18 protein-coding genes are annotated in these 19,017 nt (G+C 29.8%); 11 read left to right on the forward strand and 7 right to left on the reverse strand.

Features of this window, described 5'->3' with window-relative positions:
* Positions 1 to 7 precede the first annotated feature (7 nt).
* From fliF to uvrA, 10 genes are all read left to right on the forward strand, one after another.
* Positions 8 to 1,693 carry a flagellar basal-body MS-ring/collar protein FliF gene (fliF, locus tag FPD38_RS05595; RefSeq protein ID WP_147555756.1) on the forward strand — a complete coding sequence of 562 codons (1,686 nt, stop codon included), beginning with the start codon at positions 8 to 10 and terminating at the stop codon, positions 1,691 to 1,693.
* Entirely contained in the window at positions 1,693 to 2,721 is a 1,029-nt protein-coding gene (gene fliG / locus FPD38_RS05600; protein ID WP_039666038.1) for a flagellar motor switch protein FliG, read from the forward strand. Before fliF ends, fliG begins: the two co-directional genes overlap by 1 nt.
* Positions 2,722 to 2,725: 4 nt before the next feature.
* Positions 2,726 to 3,538 (forward strand): flagellar assembly protein FliH, encoded by an 813-nt coding sequence (gene fliH, locus FPD38_RS05605; RefSeq protein WP_147555757.1) that lies wholly within the window; start codon positions 2,726 to 2,728, stop codon positions 3,536 to 3,538.
* A complete protein-coding gene (gene dxs, locus FPD38_RS05610; protein WP_147555758.1) occupies positions 3,535 to 5,364 on the forward strand; it encodes a 1-deoxy-D-xylulose-5-phosphate synthase in 1,830 nt (609 codons plus the stop codon). Before fliH ends, dxs begins: the two co-directional genes overlap by 4 nt.
* An 85-nt stretch (positions 5,365 to 5,449) precedes the next feature.
* The gene (gene perR / locus FPD38_RS05615) at positions 5,450 to 5,866 is read left to right on the forward strand and encodes a peroxide-responsive transcriptional repressor PerR (RefSeq protein WP_147555759.1); all 417 of its coding nucleotides are present in this window, start codon (positions 5,450 to 5,452) and stop codon (positions 5,864 to 5,866) included.
* Positions 5,867 to 5,911: 45 nt separating this feature from the next.
* Positions 5,912 to 6,598 (forward strand): hypothetical protein, encoded by a 687-nt coding sequence (locus tag FPD38_RS05620; RefSeq protein ID WP_147555760.1) that lies wholly within the window; start codon positions 5,912 to 5,914, stop codon positions 6,596 to 6,598.
* A gap of 18 nt (positions 6,599 to 6,616) precedes the next feature.
* A complete protein-coding gene (ubiE, locus tag FPD38_RS05625; RefSeq protein WP_147555761.1) occupies positions 6,617 to 7,318 on the forward strand; it encodes a bifunctional demethylmenaquinone methyltransferase/2-methoxy-6-polyprenyl-1,4-benzoquinol methylase UbiE in 702 nt (233 codons plus the stop codon).
* Positions 7,315 to 8,478, forward strand: coding sequence for an exodeoxyribonuclease VII large subunit (gene xseA, locus FPD38_RS05630; RefSeq protein WP_147555762.1), 1,164 nt, complete (start codon positions 7,315 to 7,317; stop codon positions 8,476 to 8,478). The genes ubiE and xseA overlap by 4 nt, the downstream gene beginning before the upstream one ends.
* Before the next feature lie 9 nt (positions 8,479 to 8,487).
* Entirely contained in the window at positions 8,488 to 9,564 is a 1,077-nt protein-coding gene (gene serC, locus FPD38_RS05635) for a phosphoserine transaminase (RefSeq protein WP_147555763.1), read from the forward strand.
* A 15-nt stretch (positions 9,565 to 9,579) separates the two neighbouring features.
* A complete protein-coding gene (uvrA, locus tag FPD38_RS05640; protein ID WP_147555764.1) occupies positions 9,580 to 12,411 on the forward strand; it encodes an excinuclease ABC subunit UvrA in 2,832 nt (943 codons plus the stop codon).
* A gap of 22 nt (positions 12,412 to 12,433) precedes the next feature.
* On the opposite strand, the gene FPD38_RS08325 is transcribed toward uvrA, so the two are convergent.
* The 5 genes from FPD38_RS08325 to trpB all read right to left on the reverse strand — a co-directional run bounded on the left by FPD38_RS08325 (position 12,434) and on the right by trpB (position 15,950).
* Entirely contained in the window at positions 12,434 to 12,562 is a 129-nt protein-coding gene (locus FPD38_RS08325; RefSeq protein WP_261798303.1) for a Sel1 repeat protein, read from the reverse strand.
* A gap of 26 nt (positions 12,563 to 12,588) precedes the next feature.
* A complete protein-coding gene (locus FPD38_RS05650) occupies positions 12,589 to 12,813 on the reverse strand; it encodes a hypothetical protein (protein WP_147555766.1) in 225 nt (74 codons plus the stop codon).
* 103 nt (positions 12,814 to 12,916) lie between these two features.
* The gene (locus tag FPD38_RS05655; protein WP_147555767.1) at positions 12,917 to 14,506 is read right to left on the reverse strand and encodes a disulfide bond formation protein B; all 1,590 of its coding nucleotides are present in this window, start codon (positions 14,504 to 14,506) and stop codon (positions 12,917 to 12,919) included.
* Positions 14,507 to 14,515: 9 nt separating this feature from the next.
* Positions 14,516 to 14,683, reverse strand: coding sequence for a hypothetical protein (locus FPD38_RS08160; RefSeq protein ID WP_165902308.1), 168 nt, complete (start codon positions 14,681 to 14,683; stop codon positions 14,516 to 14,518).
* Positions 14,684 to 14,774: 91 nt separating this feature from the next.
* Positions 14,775 to 15,950, reverse strand: coding sequence for a tryptophan synthase subunit beta (gene trpB, locus FPD38_RS05660; protein WP_147555768.1), 1,176 nt, complete (start codon positions 15,948 to 15,950; stop codon positions 14,775 to 14,777).
* Positions 15,951 to 16,238: 288 nt separating this feature from the next.
* Between trpB and FPD38_RS05665 the strand changes: the two genes are divergently transcribed.
* Positions 16,239 to 16,682: a YqaA family protein gene (locus FPD38_RS05665; RefSeq protein ID WP_147555769.1), complete on the forward strand. Its 444-nt coding sequence runs from the start codon at positions 16,239 to 16,241 to the stop codon at positions 16,680 to 16,682.
* Here FPD38_RS05665 and FPD38_RS05670 read toward each other — a convergent pair.
* Together FPD38_RS05670 and FPD38_RS05675 are read right to left on the reverse strand one after the other, a co-directional pair.
* Positions 16,638 to 17,642: a nucleoside hydrolase gene (locus tag FPD38_RS05670; RefSeq protein WP_147555782.1), complete on the reverse strand. Its 1,005-nt coding sequence runs from the start codon at positions 17,640 to 17,642 to the stop codon at positions 16,638 to 16,640. The two genes, FPD38_RS05665 and FPD38_RS05670, sit on opposite strands and share 45 nt — an antisense overlap.
* Positions 17,642 to 18,994 (reverse strand): MFS transporter, encoded by a 1,353-nt coding sequence (locus tag FPD38_RS05675; RefSeq protein ID WP_261798304.1) that lies wholly within the window; start codon positions 18,992 to 18,994, stop codon positions 17,642 to 17,644. The genes FPD38_RS05670 and FPD38_RS05675 overlap by 1 nt, the downstream gene beginning before the upstream one ends.
* Positions 18,995 to 19,017 lie beyond the last annotated feature (23 nt).

Below are 19,017 nucleotides of genomic sequence, written 5' to 3' on the forward strand. Positions count from 1 at the left end.
GGATTAAATGGATTATAAAACTATGCTGCACCAAGTCGGTCAGCTTTATCAAAATTTAAGTCTAAGACAACGCATTATTATTGCTGCATCTATTGTAGTTGTAGTTGGATTTTTAGTTTTTTTAACTCTATTTAGAAGTGGTTCAAGTGTAGCTAATGATGCTGGATATTCAGTATTGTTTGAAAATGCAAATACTAGTGATTCAGCGATGATTGTAGCCCAGCTTGAGAAAAATGGCGTTCCATATATTTTGCGTAATGAAGGAACTATTTTGGTTCCAAATGACCAAGTTTATAAACAGCGTTTAGCAGTAGCTTCAGCTGGGCTATTGCCAAAAGATAATAAAGTGGGTTTTGAACTTTTTGACAAGCAAGAATTTGGTGCAACAGAAGCAGAGCAAAAAGTAAAATATCAAAGAGCTTTAGAAGGTGAGCTTGCTAGGACTATAGAAAGTTTAGAGCCTATTCATAGTGCAACCGTGCATATTGCTTTTGCAAAAGATACACTTTTCACTCAACAACAAGTTCCACCAACGGCTTCAGTTACCTTGACTGTAAAAGATGGTTTAAAGCTTAATAAAAAGCAAATTATGGGAATTAAAAATTTAATTTCTTCTTCAGTTACAAAGCTTACTCCTGAAAATGTAAAAATTACAGACCAAAAAGGCATTCCACTTGATGATGAAGAGGGGTTTGCAGATGATTTGATTGCGGCTCAGATTAAATATAAAAGAGATCAAGAATATGAGTTAGAGCAAAAAATTATAGCAGCTATTGCTCCTTTTGCAGGTGGTTATGATAGGGTTGTTGCTAAGGTAAGTATTGATTATGATTTTTCTAAGGAACAATCACAAAGTGAAGTTTTTGATCCAAATACAGTTATACGCGGTGAGCAAACTTTAGAAGAACACAGAGAAGGTTTTAAAGAAAAAGAAATTCAAGGTGTGCCAGGAGCTGTTTCAAATATAGGTCCAGTAGAAGGTTTAGATAATAATGGTGCACGCGAGGTTTATAGTAAAAAACAAACTACAACAAATAATGAGATTTCAAAAAAAGTTACTAATACCACCAAACAATTTGCAACCATTAAAAGAATTTCAGCTGCAGTTGTGGTAGATGGTAAATACAAGGTTATTACTGATGATCAAGGTAATATTACTAATGAGTATGTTCCTTTAAGTGAAAGAGAAATTCAAGCGATTGAAAATTTAACTAAAGGCGCTATAGGGTTTAATCTTGCAAGGGGTGATGCGGTTGAGGTAGATAATTTAGAATTTCACAAAACTGCTAAGGTTGAAGATAAAGTTCAAACATTTTATAATAGATTTGTTGAGCCATTTATTCCACCTGTTAAGTATGTTTTTGCAGCGATTTTACTTTTCATTTTTTACAAAAAAGTTATCGTGCCATTTTCACAAAAAATGCTTGCAGATATCAAACTTGAAGAAGAAATGGAAGGCAAAGATGGCCAAGTTATCGATGATGCTGAAGATGCTATTGAAAAATTCAATGCTGCGCGTAAAAAAGTCGAAGAACAGCTTGGTTTTGGTGATAGTTTTGATGAGGATGCATTGCAATATGATGTATTGCTTGAAAAACTAAGAGGGGTTGCAAATGAAAAAAGCGAAGAGGTTGCTTTGCTTTTGCAAAAACTCGTTGAAAATGATGCAGAATTTGGTGAGAAGGATATCTAATGATAAAGCTCAGTGAAGAACAAAAAATGGTCTATGATGACCTTTCTATGCCAGAAAAGGTTGCTATATTTTTGATTCAACTTGGAGAAGATGTAACTACTGTTTTATTTTCTCATATGGATATAAATGTTATTACTGAAATTTCTCGTTATATCGCTTTAGCAAAAAATGTAGATAAGCCTGTTGCTACTGCAGTTCTTGAAGAATTTTATACCTTGCTTCAATCTAACCAATACCTTAAAAGTGGTGGTTTGGAATATGCAAAAGAAATTTTATTTAGAACTTTTGGTCCTGAGATTGCAGGTAAAATTTTGGAAAAACTTACCAAAAGTATGGAAAATAATCAAAATTTTGCTTATCTTTCTCAAATCAAGCCTCAACAACTTGCAGATTTCATTATCAAAGAGCATCCTCAAACCATTGCTTTGATTTTAGCACATATGGATACTACTCAAGCTGCTGAAACTTTAGAGTATTTTAGTGATGAATTAAGAGCTGAAGTGGTAATTAGAATGGCAAATCTTGGAGATATTTCACCATCAATTATCAAAAGAGTATCTGCTGTGCTTGAAAGCAAACTTGAAAGTCTTACCTCTTATAAAGTTGAAGTTGGTGGTCCAAGAGCAGTTGCTGAAGTGCTCAACCGCCTAGGACAAAAAGCTTCAAAGACAACTCTTACTTATATTGAACAAAGTGATGAAAAACTTGCAACTACTATTAAAGATTTAATGTTTACATTTGATGATATTTCTCAACTTAGCACTAATGCAATAAGAGAAGTTCTAAAAGCTGCTGATAAGCGTGATTTGATGATAGGTTTAAAAGGAGCAAGCGAGGATTTAAAACAAAAATTTATGGCAAATATGTCTACGCGTGCTGCCGAAGCTTTTGTTGAAGAGATGGGTTTTTTGGGTGCTGTGCGTGTAAAAGATGTGGAAGAAGCACAAAGAAAAGTTGTTGAAGTGGTGCAAAAATTAGCTGAACAAGGTCTTATCCAAGTGGGTGAGGCAGATGAGATGATAGAGTAAGAGTATGGCAAAATTAACCAATGTGATTTCAAGTGCTAATATAACTAATCATGTAGTTGAAAATTATCACTTTAAAGTAATGAGCGAAATGTCTTCTAATGAAGAAGCTAAACCAAGTGAAGAAATTCAAACTCCTCAAAAAACTACCATCGAGCCCAACACTTCGCAAGTTAATCCAATCCAAGAAGATGAAAACACTAATCAAGCTCCAACTCCACAAATCCAACCTGATTTTGTAGAAGATTTGCTTAAAAAAACCGATGAAATGTCTGGAAACATCATTAAACTGCAAATGCAAATAGAAAGTCAAGAAGCAGAATTTAACAATCGCTTAACTAGTGAGCTTGAGCATGCTAAAGAAAAATACACTAAAGAAGGTTATGATGAAGCCCAAAAAGCTTTTGAAGATGAGCTTGCAAATTTAAAAGAAAAATATCTAAAAAGTGTAGAAAAATTAGAAAATACCATTGAAACTTTAAATAATTTTTTACTTAAAAATGAAAATGAACTTGCAGATACAGCTGTAGTTATTGCTAAAGAAGTTATTGCTAAAGAATTAGAAAAAAATTCTTCTGCTATTGCTTTGAATTTAGCAAAGGAGTTAATGAATGAACTTAAAAATGCTACTAAAATAGAATTAAAATTAAATCCTTATGATTTTGACTATGTAAAAGAACATTTACAAAGTGATAATATTAAATTTAGTGTAGATGATGCCATAAATAAAGGTAGTATTTTAGTACTTAGTGACGCAGGTAATATAGAATCAAACCTTAATTCTCGTTTGCAAAAAATCAAAAATATGGCAAATGAATGATAGATTTTGAACATTTAAATATCAAACAAATGAGCATAAAAGAGCTAGAAAATTTAGCTTCTTCTTTGCGTAAAATCATTATTGATACAGTAAGTAAAAATGGCGGACATTTAAGCTCAAATTTGGGAGTAGTAGAGCTTAGCATTGGGATGCATTATGTTTTTGATGTTGATAAAGATCCATTTATTTTTGATGTTTCACACCAATCTTATCCTCATAAGCTTTTAAATAAAAAATATGATATTTTTCATACTTTAAGACAATTTAATGGCCTAAGTGGCTATACAAAGCCTGATGAGGGTGATTATTTTGTTGCAGGACATTCTAGCACTTCTGTTTCTTTAGCAGTTGGAGCATGTAAGGCTATAAGATTAAAAAATGAAGATCGTTTGCCTGTTGTTTTAATTGGAGATGGAGCTTTAAGTGCTGGTATGGCTTATGAAGCTTTAAATGAGCTAGGAGATAGAGAATATCCTTGTGTTATCATTTTAAATGATAATGAAATGAGCATTTCAAAACCAATTGGTGCTATATCAAAATATCTTTCTCAAGCTATGGCTACGCAGTTTTATCAAAAATTTAAAAAACGCATTGAAAATATTTTAGAATATTTTCCTCAAGGTGCTTCTTATATGGCTAAGCGTTTTGAAGAAAGTTTAAGACTAATTACTCCTGGACTTTTTTTTGAGGAATTAGGGCTTGAATATATCGGACCAATTGATGGACATGATATTGGTGAAATAATTAATGCTTTAAATCAAGCAAAAGCTATGCAAAAGCCCTGTATTGTTCATGCGCAAACCATCAAAGGTAAAGGTTATGTACTTGCTGAAGGAAAAAATGCAAAATGGCACGGCGTGAGCGCTTTTGATGTTAATAGTGGTGAAAGTTTAAAGCAAGGTGTAAATAAAAAAAGTGCTACCGAAATTTTTGCCAATACTTTATTAAATTTAGCTCAAAAATATGAAAATATAGTAGGGGTAACTGCTGCTATGCCTAGTGGAACAGGGCTTGATAAACTTATAGAAAAATATCCTGAGCGTTTTTGGGATGTTGCAATTGCAGAACAACATGCAGTTACTTCTATGGCTGCTATGGCAAAAGAAGGTTTTAAGCCTTTCATAGCAATTTATAGCACTTTTATGCAAAGAGCTTATGATCAAGTGATTCATGATTGTGCGATTATGAATTTAAATGTAGTTATTGCTATGGATAGAGCTGGAATTGTAGGCGAAGATGGAGAAACTCATCAAGGTGTTTTTGATATAAGCTTTTTAAGTGCCATACCAAATGTATCCATAGCTGCTCCAAGGGATGAGGTAATGATGGAAAAAATGATGGAATATGCTTATTTTCATCAAGGTATTTTTGCTTTTCGTTATCCTAGAGGCAATTTTATTTTAAATAATGAATTTCAAGCAAAAAAAATTCAACTTGCTAAGGCTCAAATTTTAATAGAAAATCAAAGCGATAAAGTTTTTTTAGGATTTGGACAAGGTGTAGCAAGGGCAAAATTAGTTTTAGATGAACTTGGTCAAGATTATGCAAATTTGGTTGATCTTATATTTGCTAAACCATTAGATGAAGAGCTTTTAAAAGAATTTGCTAAAAATACCAAAATTTGGTTTATTTTTTCAGATAGTGCTAAGATTGGCGGAGTTGGAAGTTTGATTATGAATTTTTTACAAAAAGAAGGATTAAATCATATCAAAGTTGTTAGTTTTGAATATGAAGATTATTTTATCACCCATGGTAAGACAGATGTAGTGCAAAAACACTTAAGGCTTGATGTTAAATCTTTATGTGAAAAAATTAAAACTTATTAAAGGATAAAAAATATCTTTTAATATAATAATTTTTTTATAAAAAAGTCGTTATACTAAAGATAAATAAAATTATTAGGAGTTATAAATGGAACTTATGCAAATGCTTAAAGACTGTGATTTAAAAGCTACTCCGCAAAGACTTTGTATTCTTAAAATTTTAAAACGCCATGAGCATCCAAATATTGATTCTTTGTATGAAAGTATTAAAGAAGAATATCCATCTATTTCTTTAGCTACAGTTTATAAAAATCTTAATACTTTAAAAGAACAAGGTTTGGTTGTAGAGATTAATACCCCAAATCAAAAAACTTGCTATGATATTTATGAATACCCTCATATCCATGTAATATGCAGCAAATGTAATCACATAGAAGATATACGATATGAAGAGAGTGGATTACAAACCTATCAAGAAAAACTTGAGAAAAAAATTGGAAATATCATTGATTATCTTGGAGTTTTTGCTCATGTCAATGGATGTAAATTTTGTAAAAGCAAATAATATATTTTAAGACGCATTAAGCGTCTTTATTTTTATAGTTTAAAAATGATAGAAATTTTAGATAATCCACAAAAAATAATTTTTAATAAAAAAACTTTTAAAATTCTTACTTATGATGATTATATAAAAAAACTAGATAAAAATTATAAGATAAAATTATTTTTTCCTTCTTGTATCCCAAGTTTCATTGCTTTTAAAATTTTGCTTTTTAAATTATTTAAAAAGTTTCAAAATCGAAAAAATATTTTTTTAGAAAAAACTACTTTTAAAAAATTTAAAAAGCTTTATAAGGCTTTGTATCAAATTAATATATTTTTTTTAGTTTTTGACAATATATTTGAACAAGATATACAAAAAAAATTGCAAGAAGATTTATGTGATTTAAAAGCTAAAATTGATCTTCATAAAGATGAAGTAAATTTTAAACAATGTGTTGATTTGCTTCATTGTAAAAATAGCAAAAATTTATTTTTAAATATAGAAATTATTTTAAAAGATAATAGTGATTTTTTCAAGCAAAACAATGAATTAAATTTAAAACAAGCTATTGCTTTGCTTTTAGAAAAACAAATGTTAGGGTTGGAAAAAATACCTAAAAAATCTTTAGAGAATTTTATAGAATTTGATAAAATAAAATTTTTATTTAAGCATTTTTCATATGTTTTTAAAAAAACAGACCTTAAAAAATGCAAAATATTTTTAAAAATAAACATTAGAAAACAAAAATATTAAAATCAAGATAGGAAAAAAATGCAAAAGCAAGAAAAAATTGTCCAAATGTTTGATGATATAGCTCCAACTTATGATAAGGCTAATAGAATTTTGAGTTTTGGCACTGATGTGAGTTGGCGAAAAAAAGCTTGCTTGAGTGTTTTTAAATATTCTAAATATAAATTAGATATTGTTGATATAGCTTGTGGAACAGGCGATATGATAATAGAATGGCAAAATCAAGCAAAAAAAGCTCAAAAAGAAATTTCTAGTATTAAAGGGGTTGATCCAAGTGCGGGTATGCTTGAAGTGGCTAAAAAAAAGATTTTAAATGCAAGTTTTATTCAAGCTAAAGCCCAAGAATTACCTTTAGAAAGTCAAAGTGCAGATATTATAAGTATTAGTTATGGAATTCGCAATGTTGTAGATAGAAAAGAAGCGATTAAAGAATTTTCAAGGGTATTGAAAAAAGATGGAATTTTGCTTGTGCTTGAATTTACTAAAAGAGAACAAGGTGGTTTTATCACAACTTGTAGAGATTTTTATCTAAAAAATATTTTGCCAAAAATTGGTGGTTTTATTAGTAAAAATTATAGTGCTTATGAGTATTTACCTAATTCTATTGATGATTTTTTAAGCAAAGAAGATTTTATTAATGAATTAAGTGAAGATTTTCAAATGTTAGAGTATAAAAGCTTTAGTTTTGGTGTTTGCTCTATGTTTATTGCAAGAAAAAAATGAAAGTTTCAGAATTAAATTTAAAAGCTAAAAGCTTATTAGAATGCCATTTTGAAGACATAGAATTAAGTGGTGAAATTTCTAAAATAACTATACATGGTTCAGGGCATTGGTATTTTGATTTAAAAGATGAAAAATCAAGCATAGCTTGTGTGATATTTAAAGGTTTTAATCAATTTGTATCACCAAAGCCTCAAGTTGGAGATATGCTTGATTTAAGGGGCTATGTGAGTTTATATGAAGCTAGCGGGAAGTATCAATTTATAGCCAAAAGTATGCAAAAAACAAGCCTTGGTGATTTAGAAGCTAAATTTTTAGCTTTAAAAGAAAAACTTGAAAAAGAAGGTTTGTTTGATAAAAGCACTAAAAAAACTGTCAATTTATATCCTAAAAAGGTTGCAATTGTTACTTCTTTAACTTCAGCAGCATTGCAAGATATGTTAAAGCTTATCAAACAAAAAGAATATAATCTTTGTAAAATAAGTATTTTTAATAGTTTAACTCAAGGTTTAAATGCTCCTGCTTCTTTGATTGATACATTGCAAAAAGCAGATAGTTGTGGTTTTGATGTGATTGTTTTAGCAAGGGGTGGTGGAAGTAGAGAAGATTTATTTTGTTTTAATGATGAAGAATTAGCAAGAAAAATTTATACTTTAAAAACTCCGGTTGTATCTGCTATTGGTCATGAGATTGATTATGTTATTAGTGATTTTGTTGCAGATTTAAGAGCACCCACTCCAAGTGCAGCTATTGATATGATTTTTCCTTCTAAGATAGCTTTAGAGCAAAAACTCGATGAAATTGAAATGAAATTCAAATTTCAAATTTCAAATTTCATAAAACTACAAGAAAATAATTTAGTTCATTTGCAAGATTTAGTCAAAGCCAAATCTTTAGAAAGTATTTTTGAATTAAAAAAACAACAGCTTAAAATGTTTAAAGATCAGCTGTATAGTTTTATGAAAATGAAAATTTTATCTTGTCAAAATCAGCTTAAAAATTTTGAAGAGCTTTTAAAGCAACATGAAAATTTCTTTCAAAAAAGCAAAAATTTAATTAATCTTCAAAAAGATGAAAAAAACATTTCTTTGAAAGATTTAAAACAAGGAGATATCGTAAAACTTTGCTCTATAGATGAAACTAAAGAAGCAAAAATGCTATAAGGAGAAAAAATGAGAGTGATGAATTTTAGCGCAGGACCTTCTAATTTACCCGATGAGGTTTTACAAGAAGCCAAGGAGCATTTGTTTGATTATCATGGCAAAGGTTTTTCCATCATGGAAATATCTCATAGGGGAAAAATTTTTGAAGAAGTTCATTTTGAAGCTATGCAAATGGCAAAAAAGCTATATGAGCTAAATGATGATTATGAAGTTTTATTTTTTCAAGGTGGAGCAAGTTTGCAATTTGCTATGATTCCTATGAATTTAAATTTAGGTGGAGTGTGTGAATTTGCAAACACTGGTATTTGGACAAAAAAAGCCATTAAAGAAGCTCAAATTTTAGGAGTAAATACAAAAATAGTAGCAAGTAGCGAAGAGAGTTTGTTTGATCATATACCTGATTTTACATTTAGTGATGATGCTGATTATGCTTATATATGCTCTAATAATACCATATATGGTACCCAATATAAAAAATATCCTAAAACTAAAAGTCCTTTAATCATCGATGCTTCAAGTGATTTTTTCTCTAAAAAAATTGATTTTTCAAATATAGCTATGCTTTTTGGTGGTGTGCAAAAAAATGCTGGAATTTCAGGACTTGCATGTGCATTTATCCGCAAAGATATGATAGAGCGTAGTAAAAATAAAAATATACCTAGTATGTTAAAATATAGTGTATATTCTGAAAATCATTCTTTATTTAATACTCCTGCAACTTTTGCCATATATATGTTTAATCTTGAGATGAAATGGCTTTTAAACCAAGGTGGTTTAGATAAAATCAATGAGCAAAATATCAAAAAAGCACAGCTTTTATATAAGATTATAGATGAGAGCAATGGTTTTTATAAAGGACATGCTAAAAAAGAAGATAGATCTTTAATGAATGTAAGTTTTAATATAGCTCATGATAAAAATTTAGAGCCAATCTTTGTAAAAGAAGCAGAAGAAAATGGTATGATAGGGCTTAAAGGACATAAAATTTTAGGTGGAATTCGCGCTAGTATTTATAATTCCATTAGCTTTGAAAAGGTTAAAAAATTAAGTGAATTTATGGAATATTTTGCCAAAAAATATGTATAAAATTAAAGGGATTTGATGAATAATGACAAGATAAGTATCATTGGTGCTAAGGAAAATAATTTAAAAAATATTAATTTAGAAATTCCAAAAAATAAACTTATAGTTTTTACAGGACTTAGCGGCAGTGGTAAATCCACTTTAGCCTTTGGTACACTTTATGCAGAAGGCCAACGCCGTTATATAGAAAGTTTAAGCGCATATGCTAGACAATTTTTAGACAAAGTCGGCAAGCCTAATGTTGATAAGATAGAAGGTTTAACACCAGCTATTGCCATAGATCAAAAAACTACTTCAAAAAATCCTAGATCAACGGTTGGAACCATTACTGAAATTTATGACTATTTAAGACTTTTATATGCAAGAATTGGCACTCAACATTGTCATCAATGTGGGCAAAAAATTTCATCTATGAGCGGTGCAGATATTGTAGGTGAGATTTTAAAACTTCCACAAGGAGCTAAGATTATCATTTATGCTCCTTTGATAAAAGAAAAAAAAGGAAGTTTTGCTGATTTATTAGAAAATTTGGTTAGTAAAGGTTATATTAGAGCTCAAATTGATGGGGTTTTAACTAGATTAGATGAAGAAATTCAATTAGCTAAAACTAAAAAACACACTATAAAATTAGTCATTGATAGGCTTCAAATACAAGATGATATGCTAGCAAGGCTTGCTAATGATGTTGAAAAGGGTTTAAACGAGAGTTTTGGAGAGATTGAAATAGAAGTGATTAACAATGAAGAATTTGATCTTCCAAAACATTTTCATTATAGTGAGCATAATGCTTGTTTTGATTGTAAAATTTCTTTTCCGTTGCTTGAGCCTTTGAGCTTTTCTTTTAATTCTCCAAAAGGAGCTTGTAGCTCTTGTGATGGACTTGGGATTCGTTATTCTTTGGATATGAAAAAATTAATTAATGAAGATTTAAGCTTAGAAAATGGTGCTATAAAATTACTTTATGGATTTAATAAAAGTTATTATTATAAATTTTTAATGGCATTTTGTGAGCAAAATGATATTAGAGTTAAAATTCCTTATAGTGAGTTAAATGAAGATGAAAAGCGTTTAGTGCTTTATGGAAATGCTAAAGAGATTAATTTTTTATGGAAAAGACATAAGTTAAACCGCAAATTTGAAGGTGTAGTAAAATATGCTTATGAAATGTTAAAAGATGATAAAGATTTAAGCGAGTATATGAGTGAAAAAATTTGCAAAGATTGCAATGGTCATCGTTTGAGAGCTGAAAGTTTAGCTGTAAAAGTAGCAGATAAAAATTTAGGTGATATTTTAGATATGAGCATAGAAAATACCACAGCTTTTTTTTCTAAGAAAGAAAATTTTAATTATTTAAGTGAGCAAGAGCAAATGATTGCTAAGCCTATTTTTAAAGAAATTAATGAAAGATTATTTTTTCTTTATGATGTAGGGCTTGGGTATTTGTCTTTAGGAAGAGATGCTAGGACTATTAGTGGCGGGGAAGCTCAAAGAATTCGGATTGCATCGCAAATTGGTAGTGGTTTAAGTGGGGTGATGTATGTTTTAGATGAACCAAGTATCGGTCTTCATGAAAGAGATACTCAAAAACTCATAAAAACTTTAAGAAATTTACAACAAAAAGGTAATACCTTAATCGTAGTTGAGCATGATAAAATGACTATAGAAGAAGCAGATTTTATAGTAGATATTGGCCCAAATGCGGGTAAATTTGGTGGTGAAGTGGTTTTTAGTGGCACTTATAAACAATTGTTAAAAAGCAAAAGTCAAACAGCACTTTATATGAGCGGTAAAAAGCAAATTTCACATCAAAAGCATAGAAAACAAGAAGATTTTATAAGCTTAAAAGATGTTAGCATTAATAATATTAAAAATTTAAGTGTAGAGTTTCCTTTGCGAAATTTAGTAGCTATTACGGGTGTTTCAGGTAGTGGCAAAAGCTCTTTGATCTTACAAACTTTATTACCTTTTGCTCAAGAAGAGCTAAATCGTGCAAAAAAAGTAAGAAAGCTAAATGGAGCTAAGATAGAAGGATTAGAAAAATTAGATAAGGTAATTTATCTTGATCAAAGTCCTATAGGAAGAACTCCAAGGTCAAATCCTGCAACTTATACAGGCGTTATGGATGAAATTAGAAATCTTTTTGCAGCTACTAAAGAAGCTAAAATGAGAGGGTATAAAATAGGTAGATTTTCATTTAATGTCAAAGGTGGTAGATGTGAAAAGTGCAGTGGTGATGGTGAGATTAAAATAGAAATGCATTTTTTACCTGATGTTATGGTTACTTGCGATGTCTGTAATGGTAAAAGATACAATGATGCAACTTTGGAAATCAAATATAAAGGCAAAAGTATAGCAGATGTTTTAAACATGAGCATCATAGAAGCAAGTGAATTTTTTCAAGCTGTGCCAAAAATAAAGCAAAAGCTAGATACTTTAGTAAAAGTAGGACTTGATTATCTCACTTTAGGACAAAATGCTACTACTTTAAGTGGTGGTGAGGCTCAGCGTGTAAAACTTGCCAAAGAATTAAGTAGAAGCGATACAGGAAAAACTTTATATATTTTAGACGAACCTACCACGGGACTTCATTTTGAAGATGTAAATAAACTTGTTCTAGTTTTGCAGCATTTGGTAGATCTTGGAAATAGTGTATTTGTGATAGAGCATAATTTAGATGTGATTAAAAATGCTGATTATATTATAGATATGGGACCAGAAGGTGGTGTTAAAGGTGGTAAAGTCATTGCACAAGGAAGTGTAGAAGAATTAGCTAAAAATCATAAAAAAAGTGGTTCTTATACAGGATGTTATTTGAATTTAGAGCTTAAGAATAAAAATAACTATGCTTAAATTTTTTAAGCATAGTTTGTATTTATTTGCCATCTAATATGTCTTTGATTTTATCTTTTTGAAGCTTTCTTTCCCAAATACAACCCATATCATTACCTAAATCACAAGCTTTATCAAAGTATTTTTTAGCTTTAAAATAGCTTTTTTTCACATTAATACCATCTCGATAAATAACTCCTAATCTATTGCAAGCAGTTGCATCGTTTTTATCGCAAGCTTCTTTATAAAATTTAATGGCTTTGTATTTATTTTATAAACTTTACCTCGCCCTTCTTCATACATATAGGCTAAATCTCTGCAAGCTTTTGCTTTACCATTATCACACGAATTTTCTAGATCATCTATCTTATCTGCATAAGAAACTCCAAATATTAAAAACAAAAATAAAATGATTTTAAGCATAATTAATCCTTTTTTAATTTTTTCAATTATATAAATTATAATTTAAATTACAATTTATATTATTAAAATAATTAATTTTTTAGCCCTGCTATGTTTAGCAGGGTTATAAAGGATTTTTGTAAGTTCTTATGATATCTTTTTTATCACTAGTGCGATCGAGTATATAAAGTGTGTCATTTTTAATAGTAAAGGATTTTGGATTTTCTAATCCTTCTACGCCATAAGCATCAATGATTTTTGCGTTTTTATAATCAATTACAAGAAAGGTATTATAACGCAAACTCAATGCAAGCATTTTATCTTTGACTATCTCAGCTCCGACTATATAATAATCATTGATATTTTTATTTTCTTTAAGCTTTAAATCATCTCCAACACTTAAAACTTTTTCTCCACTTAGTAAATAATCTTTAGTGCTAGCATAAGATAAAATGAGTTTTTTACTAAATTTATTTGGTATTGAAATTAGATATAAATACTCTCCATCATTTGCATAAGCATGGACATAGTTTTGTTTTGCTCTAATGGTTAAGATATATTTTCTTGATGGTTCATACCAATCATTTTTTTTCGTAAAAAACGCAGGAGATATATTTCCACTAGTTTCTTTAAAAGTTTGCCATTCAAGTATAGGATCAATTTGCTTGTCAGTTTTTTGAGTGCCACTAAATGTTTTATTATAAGCTCCTATGATGACTTTATCTCCAACAAAAGTTCCATCTACAATATATCTCATATCATATCCATTTGTTTTATCAAATAATGCAAAATTTGTAGCTGTGTTAAAATCTTTTGTGTAAGCAAGCGCCATTTCATTTGAAATTAAAACAAATTCATCGTTGATCTTATCATAAACAATAGCATTGATATGCTTATATTTTTGAAGTTCTGGTATTTTTATTTCGAAATTTTCATTTAAAGCTTGTATGTTTTTTGTGATTTCAAAAGCTCCATTAGAGATATTTTTGTCAAATGTTAAATCTTTTGGCTCAACTAAGTCTTTAATGAAAACTTCTTCAGGAACATTTTTACCAAATAAATCAAAATGAGCAAGCCTACTCCAAACTTCTGTAGTCCAAGTTTTACTCATGATACTCATATCAAATGTTAAACGATCAGGGTTTGATTTTCCTGTATATGGAGGCAAACCATTTATAATTAAAGCTTGAAATGCATTAGAACAAACTACTACAAAAGATATAACAATAACAAATTTAGAATACTTGTTTAATTTTTTTATTTTGATTTCTTCGCTTGAAAGATCTTGCATCATTGAGCTATTTTTTCTTATAAAAAGTAAAGCAAGTCCCATTACAACTACAACACACCAATAAACCACAACAGCCCAAGTATAAGTATGAGCTCCAACTAATTTATCTCCAAGACCTATACCAATATCTCTTTGCCACCAGCTTGCTGTGTGTCGCACGCCCATGTAAATTCCATATCCTGCAAATAAAAATACACAAACTATGTATTTAATCTGAGGACCATATCGTAAAATAAACATTCCTAAAATACCAATTACAATCATACCAATACGCTCAAACCAACAAAGAGTGCAAGGTGATTCGTTATGAAAATATCCCAAATACATATTAGCAAATCCAACTGGTATGGCTAATATAAGCAAAATAGCAGTGGTCATAAATAGGTAAAAGTATTGATCATTTTTATTTAAATATGTATTCATTTTTACTCCTTACCAATTTCCACTAGGAAGTATAGAATTAAAACTTGCTATTAAATACATCAAGCAGTTTAAACAAGCTCCGCATAGAAAAATTCCAAATATTAACTTTTCTTTTTCAGGTTTTATAAGTATGAGTAATATAGAAGTTGCAAGTAAGATAAGTATTGTAAATTCCAAAAATTCTCCTTTGAATTAAAATTTAAATCGAAATTTAATTTAAAATATATTAAATTTTTCTTAATTAAAAGGAGAAAATATTATTTATTTATTAACTATAAATTTGACCCTTTTTATACTCATAAACACTTTGCATATCTTTATCGCCTCTTCCTGATAAATTTACCACTATAGTGCTTTTTTTCTTTAAACTAGGGCATAATTTTTCTAAGTAAGCTAAAGCATGAGAACTTTCAATAGCAGGTATGATACCTTCTTTTTTGCATAATAATTTTAAAGCATTTATACACTCATCATCATTAATAGCATAATAATTTGCTCTTTTACTTTCTTGTAAATATGCATGCAATGGTCCAATTCCAGGGTAATCAAGTCCAGCAGAGATACTAAAAGTATGTGAAATTTCTCCTTGATCATTTTGCAAAACCTTAGTTTGCATTCCATGAATGATTCTTAATGTTCCTTTTGTAAGAGTTGCTGCGTGATAAGGAGTATCTTTGCCTAATCCTGCTGCTTCAACCCCTATAAGTTTTACTTTTTTATCTTTTAAAAAAGCATGAAAAATTCCAGCTGCATTACTACCTCCTCCAGCAGCTGCTATGATATAATCAACTTTTTGATTGATTTTCTTAAGTTGCACTTTGCATTCTTTACCAATGATACTTTGAAAATGCGTTACAATTTGCGGATAAGGATAAGGTCCAACTGCACTTCCTACTACATAAAATACATCTTTTGTATTTTTAACCCAAAAATTTAAAGCCTCATCAACTGCATCTCTTAGTGTTTTTCTGCCTTTTGTTATAGCATTAACTTTGGCTCCTAAAAGTTCCATTTTATAGACATTTAAAGCTTGTCTTTGGACATCAGTAGCCCCCATAAAAATTTCACATTCTAATCCCAAAAGTGCAGCTGCAGTCGCTGTTGCAAGTCCGTGTTGTCCTGCTCCAGTTTCTGCGATGATTTTTTTCTTGTTCATTTTTTTAGCTATTAAAGCTTGGGCTAAAGCATTGTTGATTTTATGAGCTCCAGTATGTGTTAAGTCTTCTCTTTTTAGGTATATTTCGTGTTTATAGTGTTTGCTTAAATTTTTTGCATGATATAAAGGTGTTGGTCTTCCAACATAGGTTTTTAGAAGATATTGCAATTCTTGTTTAAATTCTTTATCATTTTTTAGTTCCAAAAAAGCCTTTTCTACTTCATCTAATGCTATTTTTACTTCATTTGGGACAAATTGTCCGCCAAATTTTCCATAATATTTTTTCATAGTTATTCCTTAAATTCAAAAATAAACTAAGATCAAAAGATCAACTAAAATCAGACAATAAAAAATAAATTGAAATTAAAATGCAGTAGTAGGCTTAACGCCAAGAAAGAAGAGTTTGAAAAGATTTGAAATCTAAAATTGTTTTAAAAAATATTTCCCTTTCCATGTAATTTCCTTAATAAAATTTGCTTAAAGCATTTTCATTGTAAAGTAAATATAATTAAAAAAGATTTAAATTTAAATCATAAAATAAAAATAAAATTATTTTATAGATGAAAGTTAGTAAAAGTGTTTGAATTTTTATATAGTGATATTAGTTATATAGGGCTTTTCATAGTAAGTTTTTTATCAAGCACTCTTTTACCTATGGCTAGTGAAGCTTTTGTAATAGCTTTTGTAAAATTAGATTTTAATGTATATTGTGTTCTTTTTATAGCAACTTTGGCAAATACTTTAGGAAGTTTAAGCACTTATGCCCTAGCGTATTTTGGCAAGAGTCAAATTTTAGAAAAATATTTTAAAAATTCCATCAAAAAATTAGACAAATTCAACGCAAATTTTAAAAATTTTGGTTTTTTGTATGCTTTTTTTACTTTTTTGCCTGTGGTAGGCGATATTTTTTCATTAGGACTTGGTTTTGCTAAATACTCTTTTTTAAAATCTTGTGTTTTTATAGCTTTAGGAAAATTAACCCGTTATATTTTTGTAATTTTCATAGCAAATTCCATTTGAAAGTCTTGTTTTTATAAGCTTTAAAAGTTTGTCATTATCAACATTATTTAAAACTTTTATAGTGGTTTTTTTATGAGAATTTACTAAATTCATCTTAGCATCTTTTAAGCATCTTATAGAATTTCCTCTTGCTAAAGAGCTATCGCAAATAACATCGACAAAATATTCTTTAAAACTAGCCAAGCTAGGATCAATCATATAAGCAATCGTTAAAGCATCGTGTATCCAAGTGCCATTAGTACCTCTTGTTTTGCTTGCATAATCGATCCAAACTTTTAAAGTTTGCACTAAAAAATCACAAAGAGGATTTTGGTCTTTTAAAGAATCTAAATCTTTATGTGTAAGTAGAGTTTGCATGGTAGCATTATATGGTACTAAAGTGATCTTTGTTTTAGAGTTTAAAACTATGCTTGCAGCTTCAGGATCAAAGCCAAAATTTGTATCTTTAGCATAATAGGGCATATCAAAGCTTCCGCCCATAATGAAAATTTCTTTTACATTAGTATCAAAATTTTCAAACAATCTCATTGCCATAGCTATATTTGTCAAAGGTCCTATGGCACAAATTGAAATTTCATTAGGATATTTTGTGATTAATTCTCCCATTTTTAAACAAGCATTTGGAGTGATGTTATCTAAAATTTTAATAGGCCCTATCTCATTCCAAAGATGAGTAAGATTAAAATTTTTAGCACTATTATCTAATCTTTGTCTCCAAAAATTACTATCTTCGCATAAAGCTTCATTAGCTCCTAAATACAAAGGTATGTTTAAATTTAATTTTTCTAATAAATTTTTAGCCACGCTATAAGCAATTTTTGCTTGAACATTACCACTAACAGTGCTAATCATTTCAAGTTTGATTTCTTTAGAAGCCAAAATTAACCCAAGAGCTAAACCATCATCGGTGTTAGCTCCTATAATGCCATTACCTATATCTGTGTCTAAAATAAGGCGTATCATGCTGCATCTTCAATTAAATTTAAATCTCTACCTCTAGTTTCTGGTGCAAAAAATGTCGTTATAAAGCCAATACCTGCAGTAATCACAAAATATAATGCAATAGGCCACCAAGTCCCATAATAAGCTAGTAATGCAGAAGCTATCATAGGTGCAGTCCCACCTGATAATATAGAGCCACATTCTTTAGCCAGTGCCATTTTAGTATAGCGATTTTTAGCTCCAAATAATTCTACTCCCCAAGCAGCTTGAACTCCAAAAATTCCTAAAGACGCTAAAGACATACCTACGATAATTGTTAAAATTACTATAATTTCATTTCTGCTATCAAGTAGCATAAAAGCAGGAAAGGCATAAAGCATCAAAAGTAAGCAAAATGTTCTATAAGTAATGCGTCTTCCAAATTTATCACTTAAATATCCTGCCAAAGGTATAACTAAAAATCCAACTAAAGAAGCAATCATCACAGCAGTAGTAGCGACTGATTTATCAAGAAGTAAAATTTTGGTCACATAACCTACTATAAAGCCTTGTGCTAAATAAGAAGGCCCATTTTCTCCTATCCTAATGCCTACCATGATCCAAAAAGCTTTTGTTTTCTGCCATAAATTTCTTTCATCTTTTTTAGCATGCATTTCATTTTCATGACGAATTTTTAGCATCATTTCTTTTTGTTTTTCAAAAACAGGAGTTTCTTTTACATGTAAGCGTATATAAACAGCAAAAATAGCAATAAAAATACTACATATAAATGGAATTCTCCATCCCCATTCTTTAAAACTTTCACTATCCATTTGTAAAGTTAAAAGCCAAACCATAGACGCAAGTAAGGTTCCGCTATTTGATCCAAGAGCTATAATAGAAGAAATTAAACCTCTATGCTTACTTGGAGCATACTCTCCAAGCATAACCGTTCCACCAGAAAGTTCAGCACCAGCACCAAAACCCTGCATAAAGCGTAAAATAACCAAACAAATTGGAGCCCAAATTCCAATCACTGCATAACTTGGTATAAAACCTATGAGAGTAGTTGAAATTCCCATTAACGCAATGGTAATCATCAATACATTTTTTCTTCCATATTTATCACCTAAATAACCAAAAAACAAAGCTCCAATAGGTCTTGCTACAAAACCTACTCCATAAGTTACGAAGCTAAGTAAAAGTGCTATAGTAGGAGTTTGTTCGGGAAAGAAAATTTCAGAAAAGATTGTGGCTGCTGCTAAGCCATAGAGTGCAAAATCTGCATATTCCATAGCTGTACCCAACCAGCAAGAAAATATAGCTTTTTTAAAAGCTTTTTTGCCTTGAGGCGTTTTAAAATTCTCATCCGCGATTGATTGTATTTGCAAAATTAAACCTTTGTTTTAAAATT

Source organism: Campylobacter volucris, from assembly GCF_008011665.1.
In the GTDB taxonomy this organism is placed as follows: domain Bacteria; phylum Campylobacterota; class Campylobacteria; order Campylobacterales; family Campylobacteraceae; genus Campylobacter_D; species Campylobacter_D volucris_A.